The organism is Gymnodinialimonas mytili, from assembly GCF_037544085.1.
Classification (GTDB): Bacteria; Pseudomonadota; Alphaproteobacteria; order Rhodobacterales; family Rhodobacteraceae; genus Gymnodinialimonas; species Gymnodinialimonas mytili.
This window is the reverse complement of record NZ_JBBIFW010000006.1, coordinates 89,228-109,924: the sequence shown is the minus strand read 5'-3', so window position 1 is coordinate 109,924 and position 20,697 is coordinate 89,228. Positions and strand designations below refer to the sequence as shown.

The 20,697-nt window shown below is 59.7% G+C and carries 16 protein-coding genes and 1 tRNA gene; 16 read left to right on the top strand and 1 reads right to left on the bottom strand.

Annotated features, from left to right (window positions below; all coding sequences use genetic code 11):
- Positions 1-102 precede the first annotated feature (102 nt).
- Together V8J82_RS20400 and V8J82_RS20395 are read left to right on the top strand one after the other, a co-directional pair.
- Positions 103-384 (top strand): hypothetical protein, encoded by a 282-nt coding sequence (locus V8J82_RS20400; RefSeq protein WP_339978212.1) that lies wholly within the window; start codon positions 103-105, stop codon positions 382-384.
- 49 nt (positions 385-433) lie between these two features.
- Positions 434-509: transfer RNA gene (locus tag V8J82_RS20395), tRNA-Trp, on the top strand.
- 112 nt (positions 510-621) lie between these two features.
- On the opposite strand, the gene V8J82_RS20390 is transcribed toward V8J82_RS20395, so the two are convergent.
- Positions 622-1,092 (bottom strand): YdcF family protein, encoded by a 471-nt coding sequence (locus V8J82_RS20390; RefSeq protein ID WP_339978210.1) that lies wholly within the window; start codon positions 1,090-1,092, stop codon positions 622-624.
- A gap of 110 nt (positions 1,093-1,202) precedes the next feature.
- Between V8J82_RS20390 and secE the strand changes: the two genes are divergently transcribed.
- The 14 genes from secE (at position 1,203) to tuf (ending at position 20,694) form a co-directional block, all read left to right on the top strand.
- Positions 1,203-1,394 carry a preprotein translocase subunit SecE gene (gene secE / locus V8J82_RS20385; protein ID WP_339978208.1) on the top strand — a complete coding sequence of 64 codons (192 nt, stop codon included), beginning with the start codon at positions 1,203-1,205 and terminating at the stop codon, positions 1,392-1,394.
- A gap of 159 nt (positions 1,395-1,553) precedes the next feature.
- Entirely contained in the window at positions 1,554-2,087 is a 534-nt protein-coding gene (gene nusG, locus V8J82_RS20380) for a transcription termination/antitermination protein NusG (RefSeq protein ID WP_339978205.1), read from the top strand.
- Between the two features lie 298 nt (positions 2,088-2,385).
- Positions 2,386-2,838, top strand: a complete 453-nt coding sequence (rplK, locus tag V8J82_RS20375; RefSeq protein ID WP_339978203.1) for a 50S ribosomal protein L11 — start codon at positions 2,386-2,388, stop codon at positions 2,836-2,838.
- A 5-nt stretch (positions 2,839-2,843) separates the two neighbouring features.
- Positions 2,844-3,542, top strand: a complete 699-nt coding sequence (gene rplA / locus V8J82_RS20370; protein ID WP_339978201.1) for a 50S ribosomal protein L1 — start codon at positions 2,844-2,846, stop codon at positions 3,540-3,542.
- 214 nt (positions 3,543-3,756) lie between these two features.
- On the top strand, positions 3,757-4,845 hold the full coding sequence (locus V8J82_RS20365) for a Hint domain-containing protein (RefSeq protein WP_339978199.1): 1,089 nt from the start codon (positions 3,757-3,759) through the stop codon (positions 4,843-4,845).
- A gap of 307 nt (positions 4,846-5,152) precedes the next feature.
- Positions 5,153-5,665: a 50S ribosomal protein L10 gene (gene rplJ / locus V8J82_RS20360; protein WP_339978197.1), complete on the top strand. Its 513-nt coding sequence runs from the start codon at positions 5,153-5,155 to the stop codon at positions 5,663-5,665.
- Positions 5,666-5,728: 63 nt separating this feature from the next.
- Positions 5,729-6,103 (top strand): 50S ribosomal protein L7/L12, encoded by a 375-nt coding sequence (gene rplL / locus V8J82_RS20355; protein ID WP_339978195.1) that lies wholly within the window; start codon positions 5,729-5,731, stop codon positions 6,101-6,103.
- Between the two features lie 547 nt (positions 6,104-6,650).
- Positions 6,651-10,808 (top strand): DNA-directed RNA polymerase subunit beta, encoded by a 4,158-nt coding sequence (gene rpoB / locus V8J82_RS20350; RefSeq protein ID WP_339978192.1) that lies wholly within the window; start codon positions 6,651-6,653, stop codon positions 10,806-10,808.
- 73 nt (positions 10,809-10,881) lie between these two features.
- The gene (gene rpoC, locus V8J82_RS20345) at positions 10,882-15,093 is read left to right on the top strand and encodes a DNA-directed RNA polymerase subunit beta' (protein ID WP_339978190.1); all 4,212 of its coding nucleotides are present in this window, start codon (positions 10,882-10,884) and stop codon (positions 15,091-15,093) included.
- Between the two features lie 135 nt (positions 15,094-15,228).
- The gene (locus V8J82_RS20340) at positions 15,229-16,110 is read left to right on the top strand and encodes a DMT family transporter (RefSeq protein WP_339978188.1); all 882 of its coding nucleotides are present in this window, start codon (positions 15,229-15,231) and stop codon (positions 16,108-16,110) included.
- Between the two features lie 297 nt (positions 16,111-16,407).
- Positions 16,408-16,779, top strand: a complete 372-nt coding sequence (gene rpsL / locus V8J82_RS20335; protein ID WP_339978186.1) for a 30S ribosomal protein S12 — start codon at positions 16,408-16,410, stop codon at positions 16,777-16,779.
- Positions 16,780-16,791: 12 nt separating this feature from the next.
- Positions 16,792-17,262, top strand: coding sequence for a 30S ribosomal protein S7 (gene rpsG, locus V8J82_RS20330; RefSeq protein ID WP_339978184.1), 471 nt, complete (start codon positions 16,792-16,794; stop codon positions 17,260-17,262).
- 63 nt (positions 17,263-17,325) lie between these two features.
- Positions 17,326-19,443: an elongation factor G gene (fusA, locus tag V8J82_RS20325; protein ID WP_339978182.1), complete on the top strand. Its 2,118-nt coding sequence runs from the start codon at positions 17,326-17,328 to the stop codon at positions 19,441-19,443.
- A 75-nt stretch (positions 19,444-19,518) separates the two neighbouring features.
- Positions 19,519-20,694, top strand: a complete 1,176-nt coding sequence (tuf, locus tag V8J82_RS20320) for an elongation factor Tu (protein ID WP_339978180.1) — start codon at positions 19,519-19,521, stop codon at positions 20,692-20,694.
- Positions 20,695-20,697: the final 3 nt, after the last annotated feature.

Here is a 20,697-nt window from a genome sequence, read left to right as displayed (position 1 = left end):
TCACGACTGCGTGCTACTCTTCCCAGCGTCGGGAAAACCGGACATAATGTTGGTCAAACCTGTATCCCATTCGCAGCGCACCCGCCGATAAAGGACAACTCAATGCGTATGCCCGCCATCTTCATCGCTGCGTGCCTTGGCCTCGCTGTTGTCACGACAGCCTCTCCAGGCTCCGCAAACTCACAGATCGAGCGCTATGTCGCGCGTGAACTGCCGGGCGTTGTGCCCGACGTAGATTTGTCGACCCTGTCTCCCCATCAAATCAGGTCGCTTTACATGCTGCTGAGCAGTGAAGAATCGACCGGCACACGTCGGCGAGAAGCGCGGTCGATCATCTACGGGCTGGGCCGCGTTTTCCAAGGCTTGCCGCGGCAGTTTCCCTGATCGGGCCCCTTGATCTTGCCCTGGCGATGGCGTAGCGAGACGCCGGTTTAGGGGTGTAGCTCAGTTGGTAGAGCACCGGATTCCAAATCCGACGGTCGGGGGTTCGAGTCCCTCCGCCCCTGCCACTTTCCTGATCGATTGAATGTGTGCCTTGCGGAGCGCTCAGCACCAATTTGCGTCGATCCATCGGCATCGACCGGATCACCAGCGGCAATCTCATGAGCGCAGCCATCGAAATCACCGGATCCGCAGCAAAACGGCCGCCATGGCGGGGATTTCCCGAAGCCATCCGCGGATTTGCGGCTTGAGCCGAGCGGTTTTCCACGACGGGGCCGCACCATTTGCCGACACACCGTGACGTCGTGCGATCAACCGGGCACGGGGCAAATGATAGCTGTCGGACACGATGATTAGCTGCGTGATGCCTTCAGCCTCGAGAATCGGCAGCGCGAACGCAATGTTCTGCGCCGTGTTGCGCGAGCGATCTTCAAGCCGGATGGCGCTGTCCGGCACGTCACGGTCGCGCAGGATCCTTGCCATCACCTCGGCCTCGCTTGGACCGAAGCGCCCGACACCGCCACAGGCAACCACCAAACCGCCGCAGCCCTTGTGATACAGCGTGGCGCCGTGGTGCACGCGCCGCGTCAGGGTGGGGGACGGGCCGTCGGGCCAAACCGCCGCGCCGAGGATCATGATGGCCGTTGTCATAGATGCAATCTGTCACACTCCATGGACCCGCGCCCAGCCTGAACGGCGTCTTGCAACCGCATCACGCCATGCGTATATGCCTGTCAATCTAGCAAAGGTATTCGTGCGCCATGGCCAACCCGTTCCAGTTCCTCCAACAGACCCGCGCGGAAGTCGCGAAGGTCGTTTGGCCGACCCGGCGCGAGGTTTTGGTGACAACCGCGATGGTCTTTGCGATGGCCGTGATCTTTGCCATTTTCTTTTTCGGCGTCGATTTCTTGATCCGCACGACGCTCGATTGGGTTCTGAACTATTTCGGTTGATCACGCGCCCTGTGGCTCTTGATTTTCCGGTGTGTCGCAGGTAACTCGCCTCTATTCCTATGATTGCGAAACGGTAGATATGGCCCCGGTGGGCTCTCCGCGCTATCCTGGGACTTGGATTAACGGGGCATCAGGCCCCTTGGGAAAGCGGAAAACGTCATGGCGAAACGGTGGTATTCGGTCTCGGTTCTCTCGAATTTCGAGAAGCGCATCGCCGAACAGATCAGAACAGCCGTGGCCGAGAAGGGCCTTGAGGACGAGATCGAAGAGGTTCTGGTCCCCGAAGAGGATGTGATCGAGATCCGCCGCGGTAAGAAAGTGACGGTGCCACGCCGCTTTATGCCGGGCTATGTGCTGGTCCGCATGGAACTGACCGACAGCGCCTATCATGCCGTCAACTCGATCCCGCGGGTCACTGGATTTCTGGGGCCGCAGGGCCGCCCGATGCCAATGAAGGATGAAGAGGTCAATTCGATCCTCAACCGCGTCGAAGAAGGTGAGGCAACGCCAAGGTCGACCATCACCTTCGAAGTGGGCGAGAAGGTTAAGGTCAATGATGGCCCGTTCGAAGATTTTGACGGGATGGTCGAAGAGGTTGATGAAGAAAATCAGCGCCTGAAAGTGACGGTCTCGATCTTTGGTCGCGCGACGCCGGTGGAATTGGAATACACGCAGGTCTCAAAGCAGATCTGATCGCTTCGCACATGCCGCCCGAAAAGCCGCCTTTTCCGGGCGGCTTTTTTTGTTCGACGATCCTGATGGATATAGGATTGATATACCTTCGCAGGGTTCGAGGTGCTCCTGGGGAGCGTCTCGGAAAATAACTATTTGCGTCGTGTCCGATTCCCGCTTAAACGGCGCGCTCTACAGAACGGTGCCTTGGTGCCGTCTGAAACCCGTGGGAGGAGATGCGGTCGCGACCGCTGATCCAGACCACGGCCACAAAGGCCCCCATCGCGTTGTGGGGCTGTTGGACAAAAGGAGAGGCCCCATGGCCAAAAAACTTGCTGGCACGATGAAACTGCAGATCCCTGCAGGTCAAGCCAACCCCTCGCCCCCCGTGGGCCCTGCGCTGGGTCAGCGCGGCATCAACATCATGGAATTCTGCAAGGCGTTCAACGCCAAGACGCAGGAGATGGAGCCCGGTGCGCCGTGCCCGACCGTGATCACCTATTATCAAGACAAATCCTTCACGATGGACATCAAGACGCCGCCTGCGTCTTTTTACCTGAAGAAGGCCGCTGGTCTGAAGAATGTGGGCAAGCGCAACCGTCCGCGCGGCGCCGAGAATCCGGGTCGTGAAACAGTTGCGACGATCACGGCCAAGCAATTGCGCGAGATCGCCGAAGCAAAAATGACCGACCTCAGCGCCAATGACGTTGAGGCTGCCATGCAGATCATCCTTGGCTCGGCCAAGTCGATGGGCATTGAGGTGAAGGGGTAATCGCTATGGGTAAGCTTGGAAAACGCCTGACCGCGGCGCGCGCCGCGTTTGACGGCCAAGACGATGTCACCGTGGAAGAGGCTGTCGCGCTGGTGAAAACCAATGCCAAGGCCAAATTCGACGAGACCGTCGAAATCTCGATGAACCTCGGTGTCGATCCCCGCCACGCGGATCAGATGGTTCGCGGCACGGTGAACCTGCCCAACGGGACCGGCAAATCGGTTCGCGTTGCTGTCTTTGCCCGTGGCCCGAAAGCCGAAGAGGCTCAGGCCGCAGGCGCCGATATCGTTGGCGCCGAAGATCTGATGGAAACCGTCCAAGGTGGGACCATCGATTTTGATCGCTGCATCGCCACGCCGGATATGATGCCGATCGTTGGCCGTCTGGGTAAAGTGCTTGGCCCCCGCAACCTGATGCCGAACCCCAAAGTCGGCACGGTGACGATGGATGTCAAAGAAGCCGTTGAAGCCGCCAAGGGCGGACAGGTTCAGTTCAAGGCCGAGAAAGCTGGTGTGGTCCATGCCGGTGTCGGCAAAGCCTCGTTCGATGAAGCCAAGCTGGTCGAGAATGTTCGCGCCTTTGTCGAAGCTGTGAACCGCGCAAAGCCCGCCGGTGCGAAGGGGACCTATATGAAGAAGGTCTCGCTCAGCTCTACGATGGGCCCAGGCGTTTCGGTCAATGTCGAGAACGCAACCGGGAACTAAATCCCCACGCCGCCGCAATCTGAGGCGTCAATCTTGATGGGGCGAGGTCTGGAACAGGCCTCGCCCTTTCTGCGTTCTGAAGGCGACCAGACGCTTTCTGCCCCAGATTTGCCACATTTCATTGAAATTTTCAGGCAGTGTGAGCCGACGTTTCGCGGAGACGCTCCGGGCTGCTATCTTAACGCGACCACAAGTGGTTTGAGGCGCATTCCAGATGCCAACGACGTTCAACGTTATTTTTCTCGGGAACAACCCGGATCTCGACACAACCGAAGGCAATAACCTGGCCGAAAACGCGTCGGCTTTGGTCGGGCAGACCTTTGGCGGGTTTGGCAATGCGCTTTCGGGAAACATACGGCAACTCACCCCGGTCGGTGGCGGACGCCGTTTCGATACCGATGGCAATACGTATTACGACCAGGACGACGCCACGCCGGAGCGATACCGTGTCGATGGTGTCCGGGAGGATTTTGACTCCTCGGTCGTCTATGACGCGACCATCACGTATCTTGACGGCAGTACTGCGACGATCACGGCCGTGGTCTTCCAGGCAACCAACGGCAACACCTATCTGGCGCCGGAATTCGCGGCCAATGCGGATCAGACTGCGCTGGAAGCGGGGCCGATCCTTTCGCTGACCCTCGATAGCCTCTCAGGCGATACCTTCTTGGGCATGACCGCGGATCGCGAGGCGTTCAATGCGGTGCCTTGCTTTGTTGCCGGCACACGGATCGCGACGAGCATTGGTCCAAAACCGGTTGAGGACCTGGCCATTGGCGATTTGTTGATGACGCTGGACCGTGGCGCGCAGCCCATCCGCTGGATCGGCTGTGCTGAGCGGCACGGGCAGGGTGTGCTTGCCCCGATCCGCATCTCGAAAGGCGCGTTGGGGGAGGGGATGCCGGAGCGCGATTTGTATGTATCAGGCCAGCACAGGATGATGGTCAGATCCCGTGTGGCTGACCGCATGTTTGGATCCGCCGAGGTTCTGATCCCGGCGAAAAAGCTGCTTGGTCTGCCTGGCATCTCGGTGGCCGAGACGCCGGATCAGGTGCGCTATTATCATCTACTGCTCGATCAGCACGAGATCATCCAGGCCGAGGGCGCCCCGGCGGAAACGCTATTGGTGGGGCCGCAAGGGCTTGCTGCGATGGATCGCGATGCTCGGGCTGAGCTTGAGTTGCTGTTCCCTGAGCTTGTGGCGGCTGATCTGACGCCTGCGCGGATCATCCCGAAAGGCAATCGCCAAAAACGCCTGATCGCGCGGCATTCACAAAACGCGCAGCCCGTTTTGCAATACTAAGCCTGTCTGAATTCGGATGTGTTCGGGAAGACTTGGCAAATCGGTAATGGCGGTGTAGCCAGCACATCGCTGTAGGTTCGCGATTCGTCGTGGTCTGCGGCATTCGTCCGAGACGGTGGGTCGGGGCCTTGTGCTTCGATAATTCCTGCCCGAGGCGGGATCAGGCATTTTTTCCAGTGGCTCAGCACCGTTGAGCGCTTGGTGGTGTTTCGGTTCCGTTACCAACGGACCAACACTGCCGGAGCGATCCGGTGAAACCTTGAGCCGGGGTTTCCTACACGTTAGGGCCCCAAACTGGAGTAAACCTGTGGATAGAGCCCAGAAAGAGAAAGTGGTCGAGGAACTCGGCCAGATCTTCGAAAGCTCTGGCGTCGTGGTAGTGGCACACTACCAGGGCCTCACGGTTGCTGAGATGCAGGATCTGCGCGGTCGCGTTCGCGACGCGGGCGGAGCCGTACGTGTCGCCAAGAACAAGCTCGCCAAGATTGCCCTCGATGGAACGCCTGCCGCTGGCATCGCTGACCTGATGGGGGGCATGACCGTTCTCGCCTATTCCGAAGACCCGGTCGCGGCTGCGAAAGCTGCGGACGAGTTCGCCAAAGAGAATGACAAATACGTCATCCTCGGCGGTGTGATGGGCGGAAACATCCTGGATACCGATGGTGTGAAAGCCGTTGCGAAGTTGCCGTCCCGCGAGGAGCTTATCGCTTCGATCGCTGGTTGCATCGGCGCACCTGCTTCGAACATCGCCGGTGCCATTGGCGCGCCTGCTTCGAACATCGCCTCCATCCTTTCGACCATCGAAGAGAAGGCGGCGTAAGCACCTTGTTGAGACCCGCCCAAAGCGGCGTTGGAACCCATACCTATATACGGAAGCTGACAAATGGCTGATCTGAAGAAACTTGCAGAAGAGATCGTTGGTCTGACCCTCCTGGAAGCCCAGGAACTGAAGACCATCCTGAAAGACGAATACGGCATCGAGCCCGCCGCTGGCGGCGCAGTGATGATGGCTGGCCCTGCCGATGGCGGTGGCGCAGCTGCTGAAGAGAAGACTGAATTTGACGTCGTTCTCAAGAACGCCGGCGCACAGAAGATCAACGTGATCAAAGAAGTGCGTGGCATCACTGGTCTGGGCCTGAAAGAAGCCAAAGACCTGGTGGAAGCCGGCGGCAAGATCAAAGAAGGCGTCGACAAAGCCGAAGCCGAAGAGATCAAGGGCAAGCTGGAAGCAGCAGGCGCCGAGGTCGAGCTGGCCTAAGCCAGTTGATCGGTTCTACGATCGAAGGGCGGTCTCGGGATCCCGGGGCCGCCTTTTTTGCGGATAGCCTGCGATATCGATATCCTCGATCATGCCGGTGCCGCACCTACCGAGCATTGGCCCGATCGAGCGCAAACGAAGATTAGTATTGATTGCTGGATGTTCGAGTTGGGGTTGACCAAGTTTACAACAGCGGGGGTTGCAATCCGCGACGTCGCCCACTATTTCCAGCAGCCTGACAGGTGCGAGGATTCGCGCCTCTCTTTCGTTTGGCAGAATGGATCGGGCCACCCTATGGCATATCACACTGAACCTAATGCAAACGCGGATATGAACCGGATCAGGATGACGTAACATACACCACGCTTTGCCGTCTTGGTAAGCCCCTGGCATCGCGAGGGGTTTTCCAAGCCAGGAAAGCCGGGGTCGGGAGGTCACCATTGGGACGGTGGCTTAGCATTGACCCATTTTCTGTCTGTTTCGAAATGCGACCATGCCGGGCCCCGACGGTATAGGCGCTGGATAGAAACGAAAGGTGCGCACGCACATGGCTCAGACCTACGCAGGCCAAAAACGTATTCGCAAATTCTACGGCAAAATCCGCGAAGTATTGGAGATGCCGAACCTGATCGAGGTACAGAAGTCGTCCTACGACCTGTTCCTCAAATCCGGTGACCAGCTTGAACCGATGGACGGCGAAGGCATCAAGGGTGTCTTCCAATCGGTTTTCCCGATCAAGGACTTCAACGAGACCGCCGTGCTTGAATTCGTCAAGTATGAGCTGGAAGAGCCCAAGTTTGACGTTGAAGAATGTCAGCAGCGCGATCTGACCTATGCCGCGCCGCTGAAAGTCACCTTGCGTCTGATCGTGTTCGATGTCGACGAGGATACCGGCGCAAAATCGGTGAAGGACATCAAGGAACAGGACGTGTTCATGGGCGACATGCCCCTGATGACGCCCAACGGCACGTTCATCGTAAACGGCACCGAGCGTGTGATCGTGTCCCAGATGCACCGCTCGCCGGGTGTGTTCTTTGATCACGACAAGGGCAAGACCCATTCGTCCGGTAAATTGCTGTTCGCCTGCCGCATCATTCCCTATCGCGGCTCGTGGCTGGATTTCGAGTTTGATGCCAAAGACATCGTTTTTGCGCGTATCGACCGTCGTCGTAAGTTGCCTGTGACCACCCTGCTTTATGCGCTGGGCCTGGACCAGGAAGGCATCATGGATGCCTATTACGAGACCGTCACCTTCAAGATGGTGAAGAACAAGGGCTGGGCCACGAAATTCTTCCCCGAGCGGGTGCGCGGTACTCGCCCTGTCGCGGATCTTGTGGACGCCAAGACCGGCGAAGTGATCGCCGAAGCGGGCAAGAAAGTCACGCCACGTGCCGTGAAGCAGTGGATCGACGATGGCGAAATCGAAGACCTGCTGGTGCCGTTTGACGGTATCGTGGGTCGCTTTGCCGCCAAGGACATCATCAATGAAGAGAACGGCGCGATCTATGTCGAAGCCGGGGATGAACTGACCTGGGAACTCGACAAAGAAGGTGAGGTCACCGGCGGCACGCTGAAAGAGCTGCTGGATGCGGGCATCACCGAGATCCCTGTTCTGGACATCGATAACGTCACTGTTGGGCCGTATATGCGCAACACGATGGCGACCGATAAGAACCTGAACCGCGAAACCGCGCTGATGGATATCTATCGCGTCATGCGTCCGGGTGAGCCGCCCACCGTGGAGGCCGCCTCAACGCTGTTCAATCAGCTGTTCTTCGATTCCGAGCGCTATGATCTGTCGGCCGTTGGCCGTGTGAAGATGAATATGCGTCTGGATCTGGATGCCGAAGACACCCAGCGCACGCTGCGCAACGAAGACATCATCGCCTGCATCAAGGCGCTGGTCGAACTGCGCGACGGGCGTGGCGATATCGACGACATCGACCACCTCGGCAACCGTCGTGTCCGATCCGTCGGTGAGTTGATGGAAAACCAGTACCGCGTGGGTCTGCTGCGCATGGAGCGCGCTATCAAAGAGCGGATGTCGTCGGTCGAGATCGACACGGTCATGCCGCAGGATCTGATCAACGCAAAACCTGCCGCGGCGGCGGTGCGCGAATTCTTCGGCTCCTCGCAGCTGTCGCAGTTTATGGACCAAACCAACCCGCTGTCGGAAGTCACCCACAAGCGGCGTCTATCGGCGCTTGGGCCAGGTGGTCTGACCCGTGAGCGTGCGGGCTTTGAGGTGCGCGACGTGCACCCGACTCATTACGGTCGGATGTGCCCGATTGAGACACCGGAAGGCCCGAATATCGGTCTGATCAACTCGCTGGCGACCTATGCCCGCGTGAACAAATACGGCTTCATCGAAACGCCCTATCGCCGGGTGAACGATGCCGTTGTGTCCGATGACGTGGTCTATATGTCCGCAACCGAGGAAATGCGGCACACCGTGGCGCAGGCGAATGCAAACCTCGACGCGGACGGCAAGTTCGTCAACGACATGGTCAACACGCGTATGTCCGGCGAATACACGCTGAACCCCCGTGAAGCGATCGACTTGATCGACGTGTCGCCCAAGCAGTTGGTGTCCGTCGCGGCCTCGCTCATTCCGTTCCTGGAAAATGACGACGCGAACCGCGCTCTGATGGGCTCGAACATGCAACGTCAGGCGGTTCCGCTGTTGCAGGCGGATGCCCCGTTTGTGGGCACCGGGATCGAAAGCGTCGTTGCGAAGGATTCCGGCGCGGCCATCATGGCCAAGCGCGGCGGGATCATCGACCAGGTCGACGCGCAGCGGATCGTTGTGCGCGCGACCGAGGATCTGGAACTGGGTGATGCGGGCGTCGATATCTACCGTCTCCGCAAATTCCAGCGTTCGAACCAGAACACCTGCATCAACCAGCGCCCGCTGGTGAAGGTGGGCGACAAGGTCGGCAAGGATGAGGTCATCGCAGACGGCCCGTCGACGGATATGGGGGAACTGGCGCTCGGCAAGAACGTCATCGTCGCCTTCATGCCGTGGAATGGCTACAACTATGAAGACTCGATCCTGATCTCTGAGCGGATCGTAAAGGATGACGTCTTCACCTCGATCCATATCGAGGAATTCGAAGTCGCCGCCCGTGACACGAAGCTCGGGCCCGAGGAAATCACCCGCGATATCCCGAATGTTGGCGAGGAAGCTTTGCGCAACCTCGACGAGGCGGGCATCGTCTATATCGGCGCCGAAGTGGGGCCGGGGGATATCCTCGTCGGTAAGATCACACCAAAGGGCGAAAGCCCGATGACGCCGGAAGAAAAGCTTCTGCGTGCCATCTTCGGTGAGAAGGCCTCGGACGTCCGTGACACCTCCTTGCGCCTGCCACCGGGTGATTTCGGGACGGTCGTGGAAGTGCGAGTCTTCAACCGCCACGGCGTCGAGAAAGATGAACGTGCCCTGCAGATCGAGCGGGAAGAGGTCGAACGCCTCGCCCGTGACCGTGACGACGAGTTGGTGATCCTGGAACGGAACATCTATGCCCGTCTGCGTGGCATGATCATGGGCAAGACCGCCGTGAAAGGGCCCAAGGGCGTGAAGCCCAATAGCCCGATCACCGAAGACCTGCTGGATGGCCAATTGTCCCGCGGTCAGTGGTGGCAGCTTGCCCTGGAAGACGAACAGGATGCCGCCCAGGTCGAGGCGCTGAACCAGCAATTCGATGCGCAGAAGCGCGCTTTGGATCATCGGTTCGAAGACAAGGTCGAGAAGGTCCGCCGCGGCGATGATCTGCCCCCGGGTGTGATGAAGATGGTCAAAGTCTTCATCGCCGTGAAGCGCAAGCTTCAGCCGGGCGACAAGATGGCCGGGCGTCACGGCAACAAAGGTGTGATCTCGAAGGTGGTCCCGATGGAGGACATGCCGTTCCTCGCGGATGGGACGCCGGTCGATTTCGTGCTCAACCCGCTGGGCGTGCCGTCGCGGATGAACGTGGGTCAGATCCTTGAAACCCATATGGGGTGGGCCGCACGTGGCATGGGCCTGCAGATCGACGAGGCATTGGACGAATATCGCCGGTCCGGTGATATGACCCCGGTGCGCGACGCCCTGAAAATCGCCTATGGCGAAGATGTCTATTCCGATGCTTTTGCGGATCGTGAAGAGGAAAGCCTTCTGGAAGCGGCGGGCAATGTGACCCGCGGTGTCCCGATCGCCACGCCTGTCTTCGACGGGGCGAAAGAGGCGGATGTGAACGATGCGCTGGTGCGTGCCGGGTTCTCCACCTCGGGGCAGTCGGACCTGTTCGACGGACGCACCGGTGAGAAGTTCGCACGCCAGGTTACGGTGGGTGTGAAGTATCTGCTGAAACTGCACCACCTGGTCGATGACAAGATCCACGCCCGGTCTACGGGGCCGTACTCGCTCGTCACGCAGCAGCCGCTGGGTGGTAAGGCGCAGTTCGGTGGTCAGCGCTTCGGTGAGATGGAGGTCTGGGCCCTGGAAGCTTATGGCGCCGCCTACACCTTGCAGGAAATGCTGACGGTCAAGTCGGATGACGTCGCGGGCCGGACCAAGGTCTATGAGTCGATCGTGAAGGGTGAGGACAATTTCGAAGCCGGCGTGCCGGAATCGTTCAACGTTCTCGTCAAAGAGGTCCGCGGCCTGGGCCTCAACATGGAACTCCTGGATGCGGAGGACGACGAAGGCGGCATCGCGGCGGAGTAATTCGCCCTTTGCCTGCCCGGGGCGGCTGCGGTCGCCCCCGTCCCTACCGCGCCTTCTGTTTTAAGGATTCGACATGAACCAGGAACTGACAAACAACCCGTTTAACCCGCTGACGCCGCCCAAGGCGTTTGATGAGATCAAGGTGTCGCTCGCTTCGCCCGAGCGTATCCTCAGCTGGTCCTACGGTGAGATCAAAAAGCCCGAGACGATCAACTACCGGACGTTCAAGCCCGAACGTGATGGTCTGTTCTGTGCCCGGATTTTCGGGCCGATCAAGGATTACGAATGCTTGTGCGGTAAGTATAAGCGCATGAAGTATCGCGGCGTTGTCTGCGAGAAATGCGGTGTGGAAGTCACGCTGCAAAAGGTCCGCCGGGAGCGGATGGGCCATATCGAACTGGCCGCACCGGTGGCTCACATCTGGTTCCTCAAGTCGTTGCCCTCCCGCATCGGCCTGATGCTGGACATGACGCTGCGCGATCTGGAGCGGATCCTCTATTTCGAGAACTACGTTGTGATCGAACCGGGTCTGACCGATCTGACCTATGGCCAGTTGATGAGCGAAGAGGAATATCTCGACGCGCAGGACGCCTACGGTGCCGATGCCTTCCAGGCCAATATCGGTGCGGAAGCGATCCGCGAAATGCTCAGCCAGATCGATCTGGAATCCGAGGCGCAACAGCTGCGGGAAGACCTCAAAGAGGCGACCGGTGAGCTGAAGCCGAAGAAGATCATCAAACGGCTGAAAATCGTCGAGAATTTCCTGGAATCCGGCAACCGCCCGGAATGGATGGTCATGACCGTGATCCCGGTCATCCCGCCAGAACTGCGCCCGCTGGTGCCGCTGGATGGGGGCCGGTTCGCGACGTCGGATCTGAACGACCTGTATCGCCGTGTGATCAACCGGAACAACCGCCTGAAGCGGCTGATCGAGTTGCGCGCGCCGGACATCATCATCCGCAACGAAAAGCGGATGCTGCAGGAATCCGTCGACGCCTTGTTCGACAACGGTCGTCGCGGCCGCGTGATCACCGGTGCCAACAAGCGCCCGCTGAAATCGCTCAGCGACATGCTGAAGGGTAAGCAGGGTCGTTTCCGCCAGAACCTTCTGGGGAAACGGGTCGACTTCTCGGGCCGGTCTGTGATCGTGACCGGGCCGGAGTTGAAGCTGCACCAGTGCGGCTTGCCGAAGAAGATGGCGCTCGAACTGTTCAAGCCGTTCATCTATTCGCGGCTTGAAGCCAAGGGCCTGTCGTCCACCGTGAAGCAGGCCAAGAAGCTGGTCGAGAAAGAGCGCCCGGAGGTCTGGGATATCCTCGATGAGGTCATCCGTGAGCATCCGGTTCTTCTGAACCGCGCGCCGACCCTGCACCGCTTGGGCATTCAGGCGTTCGAGCCGGTGCTGATCGAAGGTAAGGCGATCCAGCTTCACCCGCTGGTCTGTTCGGCCTTCAACGCCGACTTCGACGGTGACCAGATGGCGGTTCACGTGCCGCTGTCGCTGGAAGCCCAGTTGGAAGCCCGCGTGCTGATGATGTCGACGAACAATGTTCTGTCGCCCTCCAACGGTGCGCCGATCATCGTCCCATCGCAGGACATGATCTTGGGTCTTTACTATGTGACGCTGCAGCGGGACGGCATGAAAGGCGAAGGCATGATCTTTGCCGATGTGGATGAGGTGCAGCACGCGCTGGATTCCGGCGAGGTGCATCTGCACTCCAAGATTCACGCGCGCTTGCCTCAGATCGATGAGACCGGCCAAGAGGTCATGACCCGGTTCGAGACAACCCCGGGCCGTGTGCTTCTGGGCAACCTTCTGCCCCTGAACGCCAAGGCGCCGTTCGATTTGGTCAACCGGCTGTTGCGGAAGAAAGAGGTGCAGCAGGTCATCGACACCGTCTACCGCTATTGCGGTCAGAAAGAGTCGGTCATCTTCTGCGACCAGATCATGTCGATGGGCTTTAAGGAAGCCTTCAAGGCGGGCATTTCCTTCGGCAAGGACGATATGGTCATTCCCGACGACAAATGGGAACTGGTCGAAGATACGCGTGGCCAGGTGAAGGAATTCGAACAGCAATACATGGATGGCTTGATCACCCAGGGTGAGAAGTACAACAAGGTCATCGATGCCTGGTCGAAAGCCAACGACAAGGTCACCGACGCCATGATGGCGGCGATCTCTGCCCCGAAAACGGACGAGAGCGGCGCCGAGATGGAGCCGAACTCGGTCTACATGATGGCGCATTCCGGTGCGCGGGGCTCTGTCACGCAGATGAAACAGCTGGGCGGGATGCGCGGCCTGATGGCTCGTCCGAACGGCGAGATCATCGAAACGCCCGTGATCTCGAACTTCAAGGAAGGTCTGACCGTTCTTGAATACTTCAACTCCACCCACGGGGCCCGGAAGGGTCTGTCGGATACGGCGTTGAAGACAGCGAACTCGGGCTATCTGACCCGCCGTCTGGTGGACGTGGCGCAGGATTGCATCATCCGTATGGATGATTGCGGAACTGAGAACACGATCAAGGCCGAAGCGGCGGTCAATGACGGCGAGGTTGTCGCGTCGCTGGCCGAACGTATCCTGGGCCGGACGGCCGGTGAGGACGTGTTGGTGCCCGGCACCGATGAGGTGATCGTGGCGCGCGGTGAGTTGATCGACGAGCGGAAGGCCGATGCCATCGAGGCGGCAGGCGTGACCACGATGCAGATGCGGTCGCCCCTGACCTGTGAGGCCGAGGAAGGCGTTTGCGCGACCTGCTACGGTCGTGACCTGGCGCGCGGTACCAAGGTGAATACCGGCGAAGCCGTCGGCATCATCGCGGCGCAATCGATCGGCGAACCTGGCACGCAGCTGACGATGCGGACCTTCCATATCGGCGGCGTGGCCCAGGGTGGCCAGCAATCGTTCCAAGAGGCCAATGTCGAAGGCACCATCGAATTCCGCAATCCCAACCTGCTGGCCAATTCGGCCGGGGAAGAGATTGTGATGGGCCGCAACATGCAGATGGCGATCATGGACGAGCAGGGTGACGAACGGGCCAGCTTCAAGCTGGGCTACGGCACCAAGGTCATGGTCAAGGATGGCCAGAAGATTGCCCGTGGCGATCGTCTGTTCGAATGGGACCCGTACACGCTGCCGATCATTGCCGAGGCTGCGGGTACCGCCAAATTCGTCGATCTGACCGTGGGCATCTCGCTCCGCGACGAGACCGACGATGCGACCGGCATGACCCAGAAGATCGTGTCCGACTGGCGTACCGCACCAAAGGGCAACGAGCTGAAGCCTGAGATCTTGATCGCAGGTGCCGATGGTGAGCCGATGCGGAACGATCAGGGCAACCCGATCACATATCCGATGTCGGTGGACGCCATTCTATCTGTTGAAGACGGTCAGAGTGTCGATGCCGGTGATGTGGTTGCGCGGATCCCGCGGGAAGGAGCCAAGACGAAGGACATCACCGGTGGTCTGCCGCGTGTGGCCGAGTTGTTCGAAGCGCGCCGTCCGAAGGATCACGCCATTATCGCCGAGATCGACGGCTATGTGAAATTCGGCCGTGACTTCAAGAACAAGCGTCGGATTGGCATCGTGCCTGCCGATGAAAGCTTGGAGCCGGTGGAATACATGGTGCCCAAGGGCAAGCACATCCCGGTGGCCGAAGGCGACTTCGTCCAGAAGGGGGACTACATCATGGACGGCAACCCGGCGCCGCATGACATCCTGTCGATCATGGGTGTCGAGGCGCTGGCCGATTACATGATCGACGAGGTGCAGGACGTCTACCGCCTTCAGGGTGTGAAGATCAACGACAAGCACATCGAAGTCATCGTGCGCCAGATGCTGCAGAAGTGGGAGATCCAGGATAGCGGGGAAACCACGCTTCTGAAGGGCGAACATGTCGACAAGGCCGAGTTTGATGCCGCCAACGAAAAGGCCATCGCCGATGGTCGTCGCCCGGCGGAAGGCGAGCCGATCCTTCTGGGGATCACCAAGGCTTCGCTGCAGACCCGGTCGTTCATCTCGGCGGCCTCGTTCCAGGAAACCACGCGTGTGCTGACCGAAGCCTCGGTGCAGGGCAAGCGCGACAAGCTGGTGGGCCTGAAAGAAAACGTCATCGTGGGTCGTCTGATCCCGGCGGGTACTGGTGGCGCGACACAGCATGTGGAGCGCATCGCCAAGTCCCGTGACCAGGTGGTTGTGGAGGCCGCTCAGGCAGAAGCCGCCGCTGCCGCCGCCTTGGCCGCACCAGACGCTGATGATGTGATCGAAACTGGCCCCGCCGAGTAACGCGCAGGTCCAGACAATATCAAAACGCCCCGCCCAAGAGCGGGGCGTTTTTTGTTGCGCCCGCCCGATCCCGCATTGCGATCCGTGTTTGTCTGACGCATGCAGGGTCGAAGCACATTTGAACGGTGCAGTATCATGACCCCCAATACCCAAGGCGCCTTCTGGATGACGGTCAGCATGGCTTCATTCGCCGCAAATGATGCGGTGGTGAAGCTGATCACGGAAGAGATCCCGCTGTTCCAATTCGTGTTTATCCGTGGGCTGATCACCACTGCCTTGATGGCAGCGACCGCCATGGCATTCGGCGGTCTGTCGCTGCGCATCCCTCGGGGAGACCGCGGAAAGGTCGCCTGGCGCACAATATTCGAGATCGCGGCCATGGTCGCCTTTCTGACCGCGTTGGTGAACATGCAGCTTGCCAATGCAACGGCGATCCTCGCGGCGCTTCCATTGTCTATTGCCTTGGGCGCCGCATTGATCTTTGGGGAGCCTATCGGTTGGCGACGGTTGACTGCGATCCTCGTCGGTGCGGTTGGGGTCTTGATGATCATCCAACCCGGTACGGATGGATTCAATGCCTATGCCCTCATCGCTCTGCTTGCGGTGCTGTTCGTCACCGGGCGCGATTTGGCGACGCGCGCCTTCAGCTCGTCGGTGCCTTCGATGGGCGTTGCGGTCATCACGGCCTTTGTCGTGGCGCTGGCGGGCGGCATTTTGTCGATCTGGGAGACCTGGGCCGCCTTCTCGCCGCGCAGCCTGTTCCTGCTGGCGCTGGCTTCCGTGCTGATCATCGGTGGCTATGTGTGTTCCATCCTGGCCATGCGGGTGGGGGAGGTCGCAGCCGTCGCGCCGTTCCGCTACACCTCGCTGGTCTGTGCGCTGTTGCTGGGGTTTGTGGTGTTTGGCGAATGGCCCAATGAACTGGCCTTTGCGGGCGCTGGCATCGTCATGGCAACGGGCCTTTACACGATCCTGCGTGAACACCGGCTCGCCCGCCGCGGAGGCCAAGAAATATAAGGCGAAATTCGTGCCTGACCCGCTGTGCGCTTTGGTCTTGCGGTGCTGTTGACAGCCCTGTCGACTCCTCCTATACCCCGCGCCACTTGGCCTGGTCGCCTTAAGGGGACTGATATGGCCGAAATACAGATCTAAGTGGCCACGATCCGAGCGATTTTGATGCTCCGATCCTCTGGGAATTCCACCGCGGCGCCCTCCAGGTAGGGAAGGGGCGCTTGCGGTTTTGGTGTTTTTTGCGTGGTCAGGCCACACCGCGAGAGGCACCGCTGACAGAAGAGAGCAAACCGGGGAGACCCCATGCCAACGATTCAACAGCTGATCCGCAAGCCGCGGCAGCCCAAAGTAAAACGCTCGAAGTCGCTGCACCTCGAGAGCTGCCCGCAAAAGCGTGGCGTCTGCACGCGCGTCTACACGACGACGCCGAAGAAGCCGAACTCGGCCATGCGGAAGGTTGCCAAGGTGCGCCTGACCAACGGCTACGAGGTGATCAGCTACATCCCCGGTGAAAGCCACAACCTTCAGGAACACTCGGTGGTTCTGATCCGCGGCGGTCGTGTGAAAGACCTTCCCGGTGTGCGCTATCACATCCTGCGCGGTGTGCTCGATACGCAGGGCGTCAAAGACCGTCGCCAGCGTCGTTCGAAATACGGCGCCAAGCGCCCCAAGTAAGAGGATATATAGATGTCCCGCCGTCACGCCGCTGAAAAGCGCCAGGTGCTGCCCGACGCCAAGTTCGGTGACACCGTTCTGACCAAGTTCATGAACAATCTGATGATCGACGGCAAAAAGTCGGTCGCAGAGAAAATCGTCTACAATGCGTTTGACCGCGTTGAAGAAAAGCTCAAGCGCGCCCCCGTGGAAGTGTTCCACGAAGCGCTCGACAACGTGAAGCCCGCAGTTGAGGTTCGCTCGCGTCGTGTGGGTGGTGCGACCTATCAGGTGCCCGTCGATGTGCGCCCCGAGCGCCGTGAAGCCCTGGCGATCCGCTGGCTGATCAATGCCAGCCGCGCCCGCAACGAAAACACCATGGAAGAGCGTCTGGCCGGAGAGCTGATTGACGCAGTGAATTCCCGCGGTGCCGCCGTTAAGAAGCGCGAAGATACCCACAAGATGGCCGACGCCAACCGCGCGTTCAGCCATTACCGCTGGTAGACGATCTTCGGTCCCGTCTATGGGGCCGTTGCCATTTCCAATCTTAAGCCTGAGGACACCCCCATGGCACGCGATTATCCCCTCGACCGGTACCGGAACTTTGGGATCATGGCCCACATCGATGCGGGCAAAACCACCTGTTCCGAGCGGATCCTGTATTACACCGGAAAATCTCACAACATCGGTGAGGTGCATGATGGCGCTGCCACCATGGACTGGATGGAGCAGGAGCAGGAACGCGGGATCACCATCACCTCGGCTGCGACGACCACATTCTGGGAACGCACCGAAGATGGCAAATCCGCCGATTCCGAAAAGCACCGTCTGAACATTATCGATACGCCCGGCCACGTAGACTTCACCATTGAAGTCGAACGCTCACTGGCGGTTCTCGATGGTGCCGTTTGCGTGCTCGACGCCAATGCCGGTGTCGAGCCGCAGACCGAAACCGTGTGGCGTCAGGCTGACCGCTACAAGGTGCCGCGCATGGTGTTCGTCAACAAGATGGACAAGATCGGTGCGGATTTCTTCAACTGCGTCAACATGATCGAAGACCGCACCGGCGCGCGTGCGGTGCCCGTGGGTATCCCGATCGGCGCCGAAACCGAGCTTGAGGGTCTGATCGACCTCGTCACCATGGAAGAGTGGCTCTGGCAGGGCGAAGATCTGGGTGCGTCCTGGGTCAAAGCCCCGATCCGCGACAGCCTGTCCGATATGGCCACAGAGTGGCGCGGTAAAATGGTCGAAGCCGCCGTCGAAATGGACGACGACGCGATGATGGAATACCTGGAAGGTAACGAGCCTGACGTGGCTACGTTGCGCAAATTGCTGCGCAAGGGCACGCTTGAAATGGCGTTCGTGCCGGTTCTGGGGGGCTCTGCCTTCAAGAACAAAGGTGTTCAGCCATTGCTCAACGCCGTGATCGACTATCTGCCCAGCCCGCTGGACGTTGTCGATTACATGGGCTTCAAGCCCGGCGACGAGGAAGAAGTGCGCAACATTGCCCGCCGTGCCGACGACGATATGGCGTTCTCGGGCCTGGCCTTCAAAATCATGAACGACCCCTTCGTCGGCTCCCTGACATTTGTCCGGATCTATTCCGGCCAACTGCGCAAGGGTGACACGATGCTCAACTCCACCAAGGAGAATAACGAGCGTGTGGGCCGCATGATGATGATGCACTCCAACAACCGCGAAGAGATCGAAGAAGCGTTTGCGGGCGACATCATCGCGCTGGGTGGTCTGAAGAACACCACAACCGGTGACACGCTTTGCGACAAGAACGATCCAGTGGTTCTGGAAACGATGACCTTCCCCGATCCGGTGATCGAGATTGCCGTCGAGCCCAAGACCAAGGCGGACCAGGAAAAGATGGCCCAGGCGCTGCAGCGTTTGGCCGCCGAAGATCCGTCGTTCCGCGTCGAAACCGATCTGGAATCGGGTCAGACGATCATGAAGGGCATGGGCGAATTGCACCTCGACATTCTGGTCGACCGCATGAAGCGCGAATTCAAGGTCGAGGCCAATATCGGTGCACCCCAGGTGGCCTACCGTGAGACGATCTCTCACGCCGTCGAGCACACCTACACCCACAAGAAACAGTCGGGTGGGTCTGGTCAGTACGCCGAGGTCAAGCTTGAGATCACGCCGACCGAGCCGGGCGAAGGGTACTCGTTCGAGTCCCGCATCGTCGGTGGGGCCGTGCCGAAGGAATACATCCCTGGCGTCGAGAAAGGCATCAACTCGGTCATGGATAGCGGCCCGCTGGCTGGCTTCCCCGTGATCGACTTCAAGGTGGCTTTGGTCGACGGGAAATTCCACGACGTGGACTCCAGCGTTCTCGCCTTTGAAATCGCCGCCCGTATGGGCATGCGCGAAGGCATGAAACTGGCCGGTGCCAAGCTGCTTGAGCCGATCATGAAGGTCGAGGTCGTGACGCCGGACGAATATACCGGTGGCATCATCGGCGATCTGACGTCACGTCGCGGTCAGGTGCAGGGCCAGGATACGCGCGGCAACGCCATCGCGATCGACGCCTTCGTGCCGCTGGCCAACATGTTCGGCTACATTAACACCCTGCGCTCCATGTCTTCGGGCCGCGCGCAGTTCACGATGCAGTTCGACCATTACGAGCCCGTTCCGCAGAACATCTCGGACGAAATCCAAGCGAAATTCGCATAAGCGGCGGGGCGGTTTTTCCGCCCGCCCCAACCGTAGGGTCGGTCAAAACCGACCCGCACATCCAAGGAGGCCATCATGGCAAAGGAAAAGTTTGAACGTAATAAGCCGCATGTGAACATTGGGACTATTGGTCATGTTGACCATGGTAAGACGACGTTGACGGCTGCGATTACGAAGTATTTTGGGGATTTCAAGGCGTATGACCAGATTGACGGCGCGCCTGAGGAGAAGGCGCGGGGGATCACGATCTCGACGGCGCATGTGGAATATGAGACCGACGCGCGTCACTACGCGCATGTCGATTGCCCCGGCCACGCCGACTATGTGAAGAACATGATCACTGGTGCCGCTCAGATGGACGGCGCGATCCTGGTGGTGAACGCCGCCGACGGCCCGATGCCGCAGACGCGTGAGCACATCCTGCTGGGCCGCCAGGTGGGCATCCCGAAGATGGTCGTGTTCATGAACAAGGTCGACCAGGTCGACGATGCCGAGCTTCTGGAGCTGGTGGAGATGGAGATCCGCGAGCTTCTGGAAAGCTATGAATATCCCGGCGACGAGATTCCGATCATCGCGGGCTCGGCCCTGGCGGCGATGGAGGGCAACAACCCCGAGATCGGCGAAGAGAAGATCAAAGAGCTGATGGCCGCCGTGGATGACTACATCCCGACGCCCGAGCGCGCCGTGGATCAGCCCTTCCTGATGCCGATCGAGGACGTGTTCTCGATTTCCGGCCGCGGCACGGTTGTGACCGGCCGGGTTGAGCGTGGCGTGATCAATGTGGGTGACGAGATCGAGATCGTGGGCATCCGCGACACCTCGAAGACGACCTGCACGGGTGTTGAGATGTTCCGCAAGCTGCTGGATCGCGGTGAAGCGGGCGACAACATTGGCGCGCTGCTGCGTGGTGTGGACCGTGATGGCGTTGAGCGTGGCCAGGTGCTGTGTAAGCCGGGCTCGGTGACGCCGCACACGAAGTTCGAGGCCGAAGCCTATATCCTGACCAAGGATGAGGGTGGCCGCCACACGCCGTTCTTCGCCAACTACCGCCCGCAGTTTTACTTCCGCACGACGGATGTGACCGGCACCGTGACGCTGCCCTCGGGCACCGAGATGGTGATGCCGGGCGACAACCTGAAGTTCGAGGTTGAGCTGATCGCGCCGATCGCGATGGAGCAGGGCCTGCGCTTCGCCATCCGCGAAGGCGGCCGCACCGTCGGCGCCGGCGTCGTGTCGAAGATCGTGGAGTAAGGT

Bases quoted from the DNA above. Each gene is read 5' to 3' on its own strand.
- V8J82_RS20400 (WP_339978212.1), top strand. From the start codon at position 103: ATGCGTATGCCCGCCATCTTCATCGCTGCGTGCCTTGGCCTCGCTGTT.
- V8J82_RS20390 (WP_339978210.1), bottom strand. From the start codon at position 1,092: ATGACAACGGCCATCATGATCCTCGGCGCGGCGGTTTGGCCCGACGGC.
- secE (WP_339978208.1), top strand. From the start codon at position 1,203: ATGGCCAACCCGTTCCAGTTCCTCCAACAGACCCGCGCGGAAGTCGCG.
- nusG (WP_339978205.1), top strand. From the start codon at position 1,554: ATGGCGAAACGGTGGTATTCGGTCTCGGTTCTCTCGAATTTCGAGAAG.
- rplK (WP_339978203.1), top strand. From the start codon at position 2,386: ATGGCCAAAAAACTTGCTGGCACGATGAAACTGCAGATCCCTGCAGGT.
- rplA (WP_339978201.1), top strand. From the start codon at position 2,844: ATGGGTAAGCTTGGAAAACGCCTGACCGCGGCGCGCGCCGCGTTTGAC.
- V8J82_RS20365 (WP_339978199.1), top strand. From the start codon at position 3,757: ATGCCAACGACGTTCAACGTTATTTTTCTCGGGAACAACCCGGATCTC.
- rplL (WP_339978195.1), top strand. From the start codon at position 5,729: ATGGCTGATCTGAAGAAACTTGCAGAAGAGATCGTTGGTCTGACCCTC.
- rpoB (WP_339978192.1), top strand. From the start codon at position 6,651: ATGGCTCAGACCTACGCAGGCCAAAAACGTATTCGCAAATTCTACGGC.
- rpoC (WP_339978190.1), top strand. From the start codon at position 10,882: ATGAACCAGGAACTGACAAACAACCCGTTTAACCCGCTGACGCCGCCC.
- V8J82_RS20340 (WP_339978188.1), top strand. From the start codon at position 15,229: ATGACCCCCAATACCCAAGGCGCCTTCTGGATGACGGTCAGCATGGCT.
- rpsL (WP_339978186.1), top strand. From the start codon at position 16,408: ATGCCAACGATTCAACAGCTGATCCGCAAGCCGCGGCAGCCCAAAGTA.
- rpsG (WP_339978184.1), top strand. From the start codon at position 16,792: ATGTCCCGCCGTCACGCCGCTGAAAAGCGCCAGGTGCTGCCCGACGCC.
- fusA (WP_339978182.1), top strand. From the start codon at position 17,326: ATGGCACGCGATTATCCCCTCGACCGGTACCGGAACTTTGGGATCATG.
- tuf (WP_339978180.1), top strand. From the start codon at position 19,519: ATGGCAAAGGAAAAGTTTGAACGTAATAAGCCGCATGTGAACATTGGG.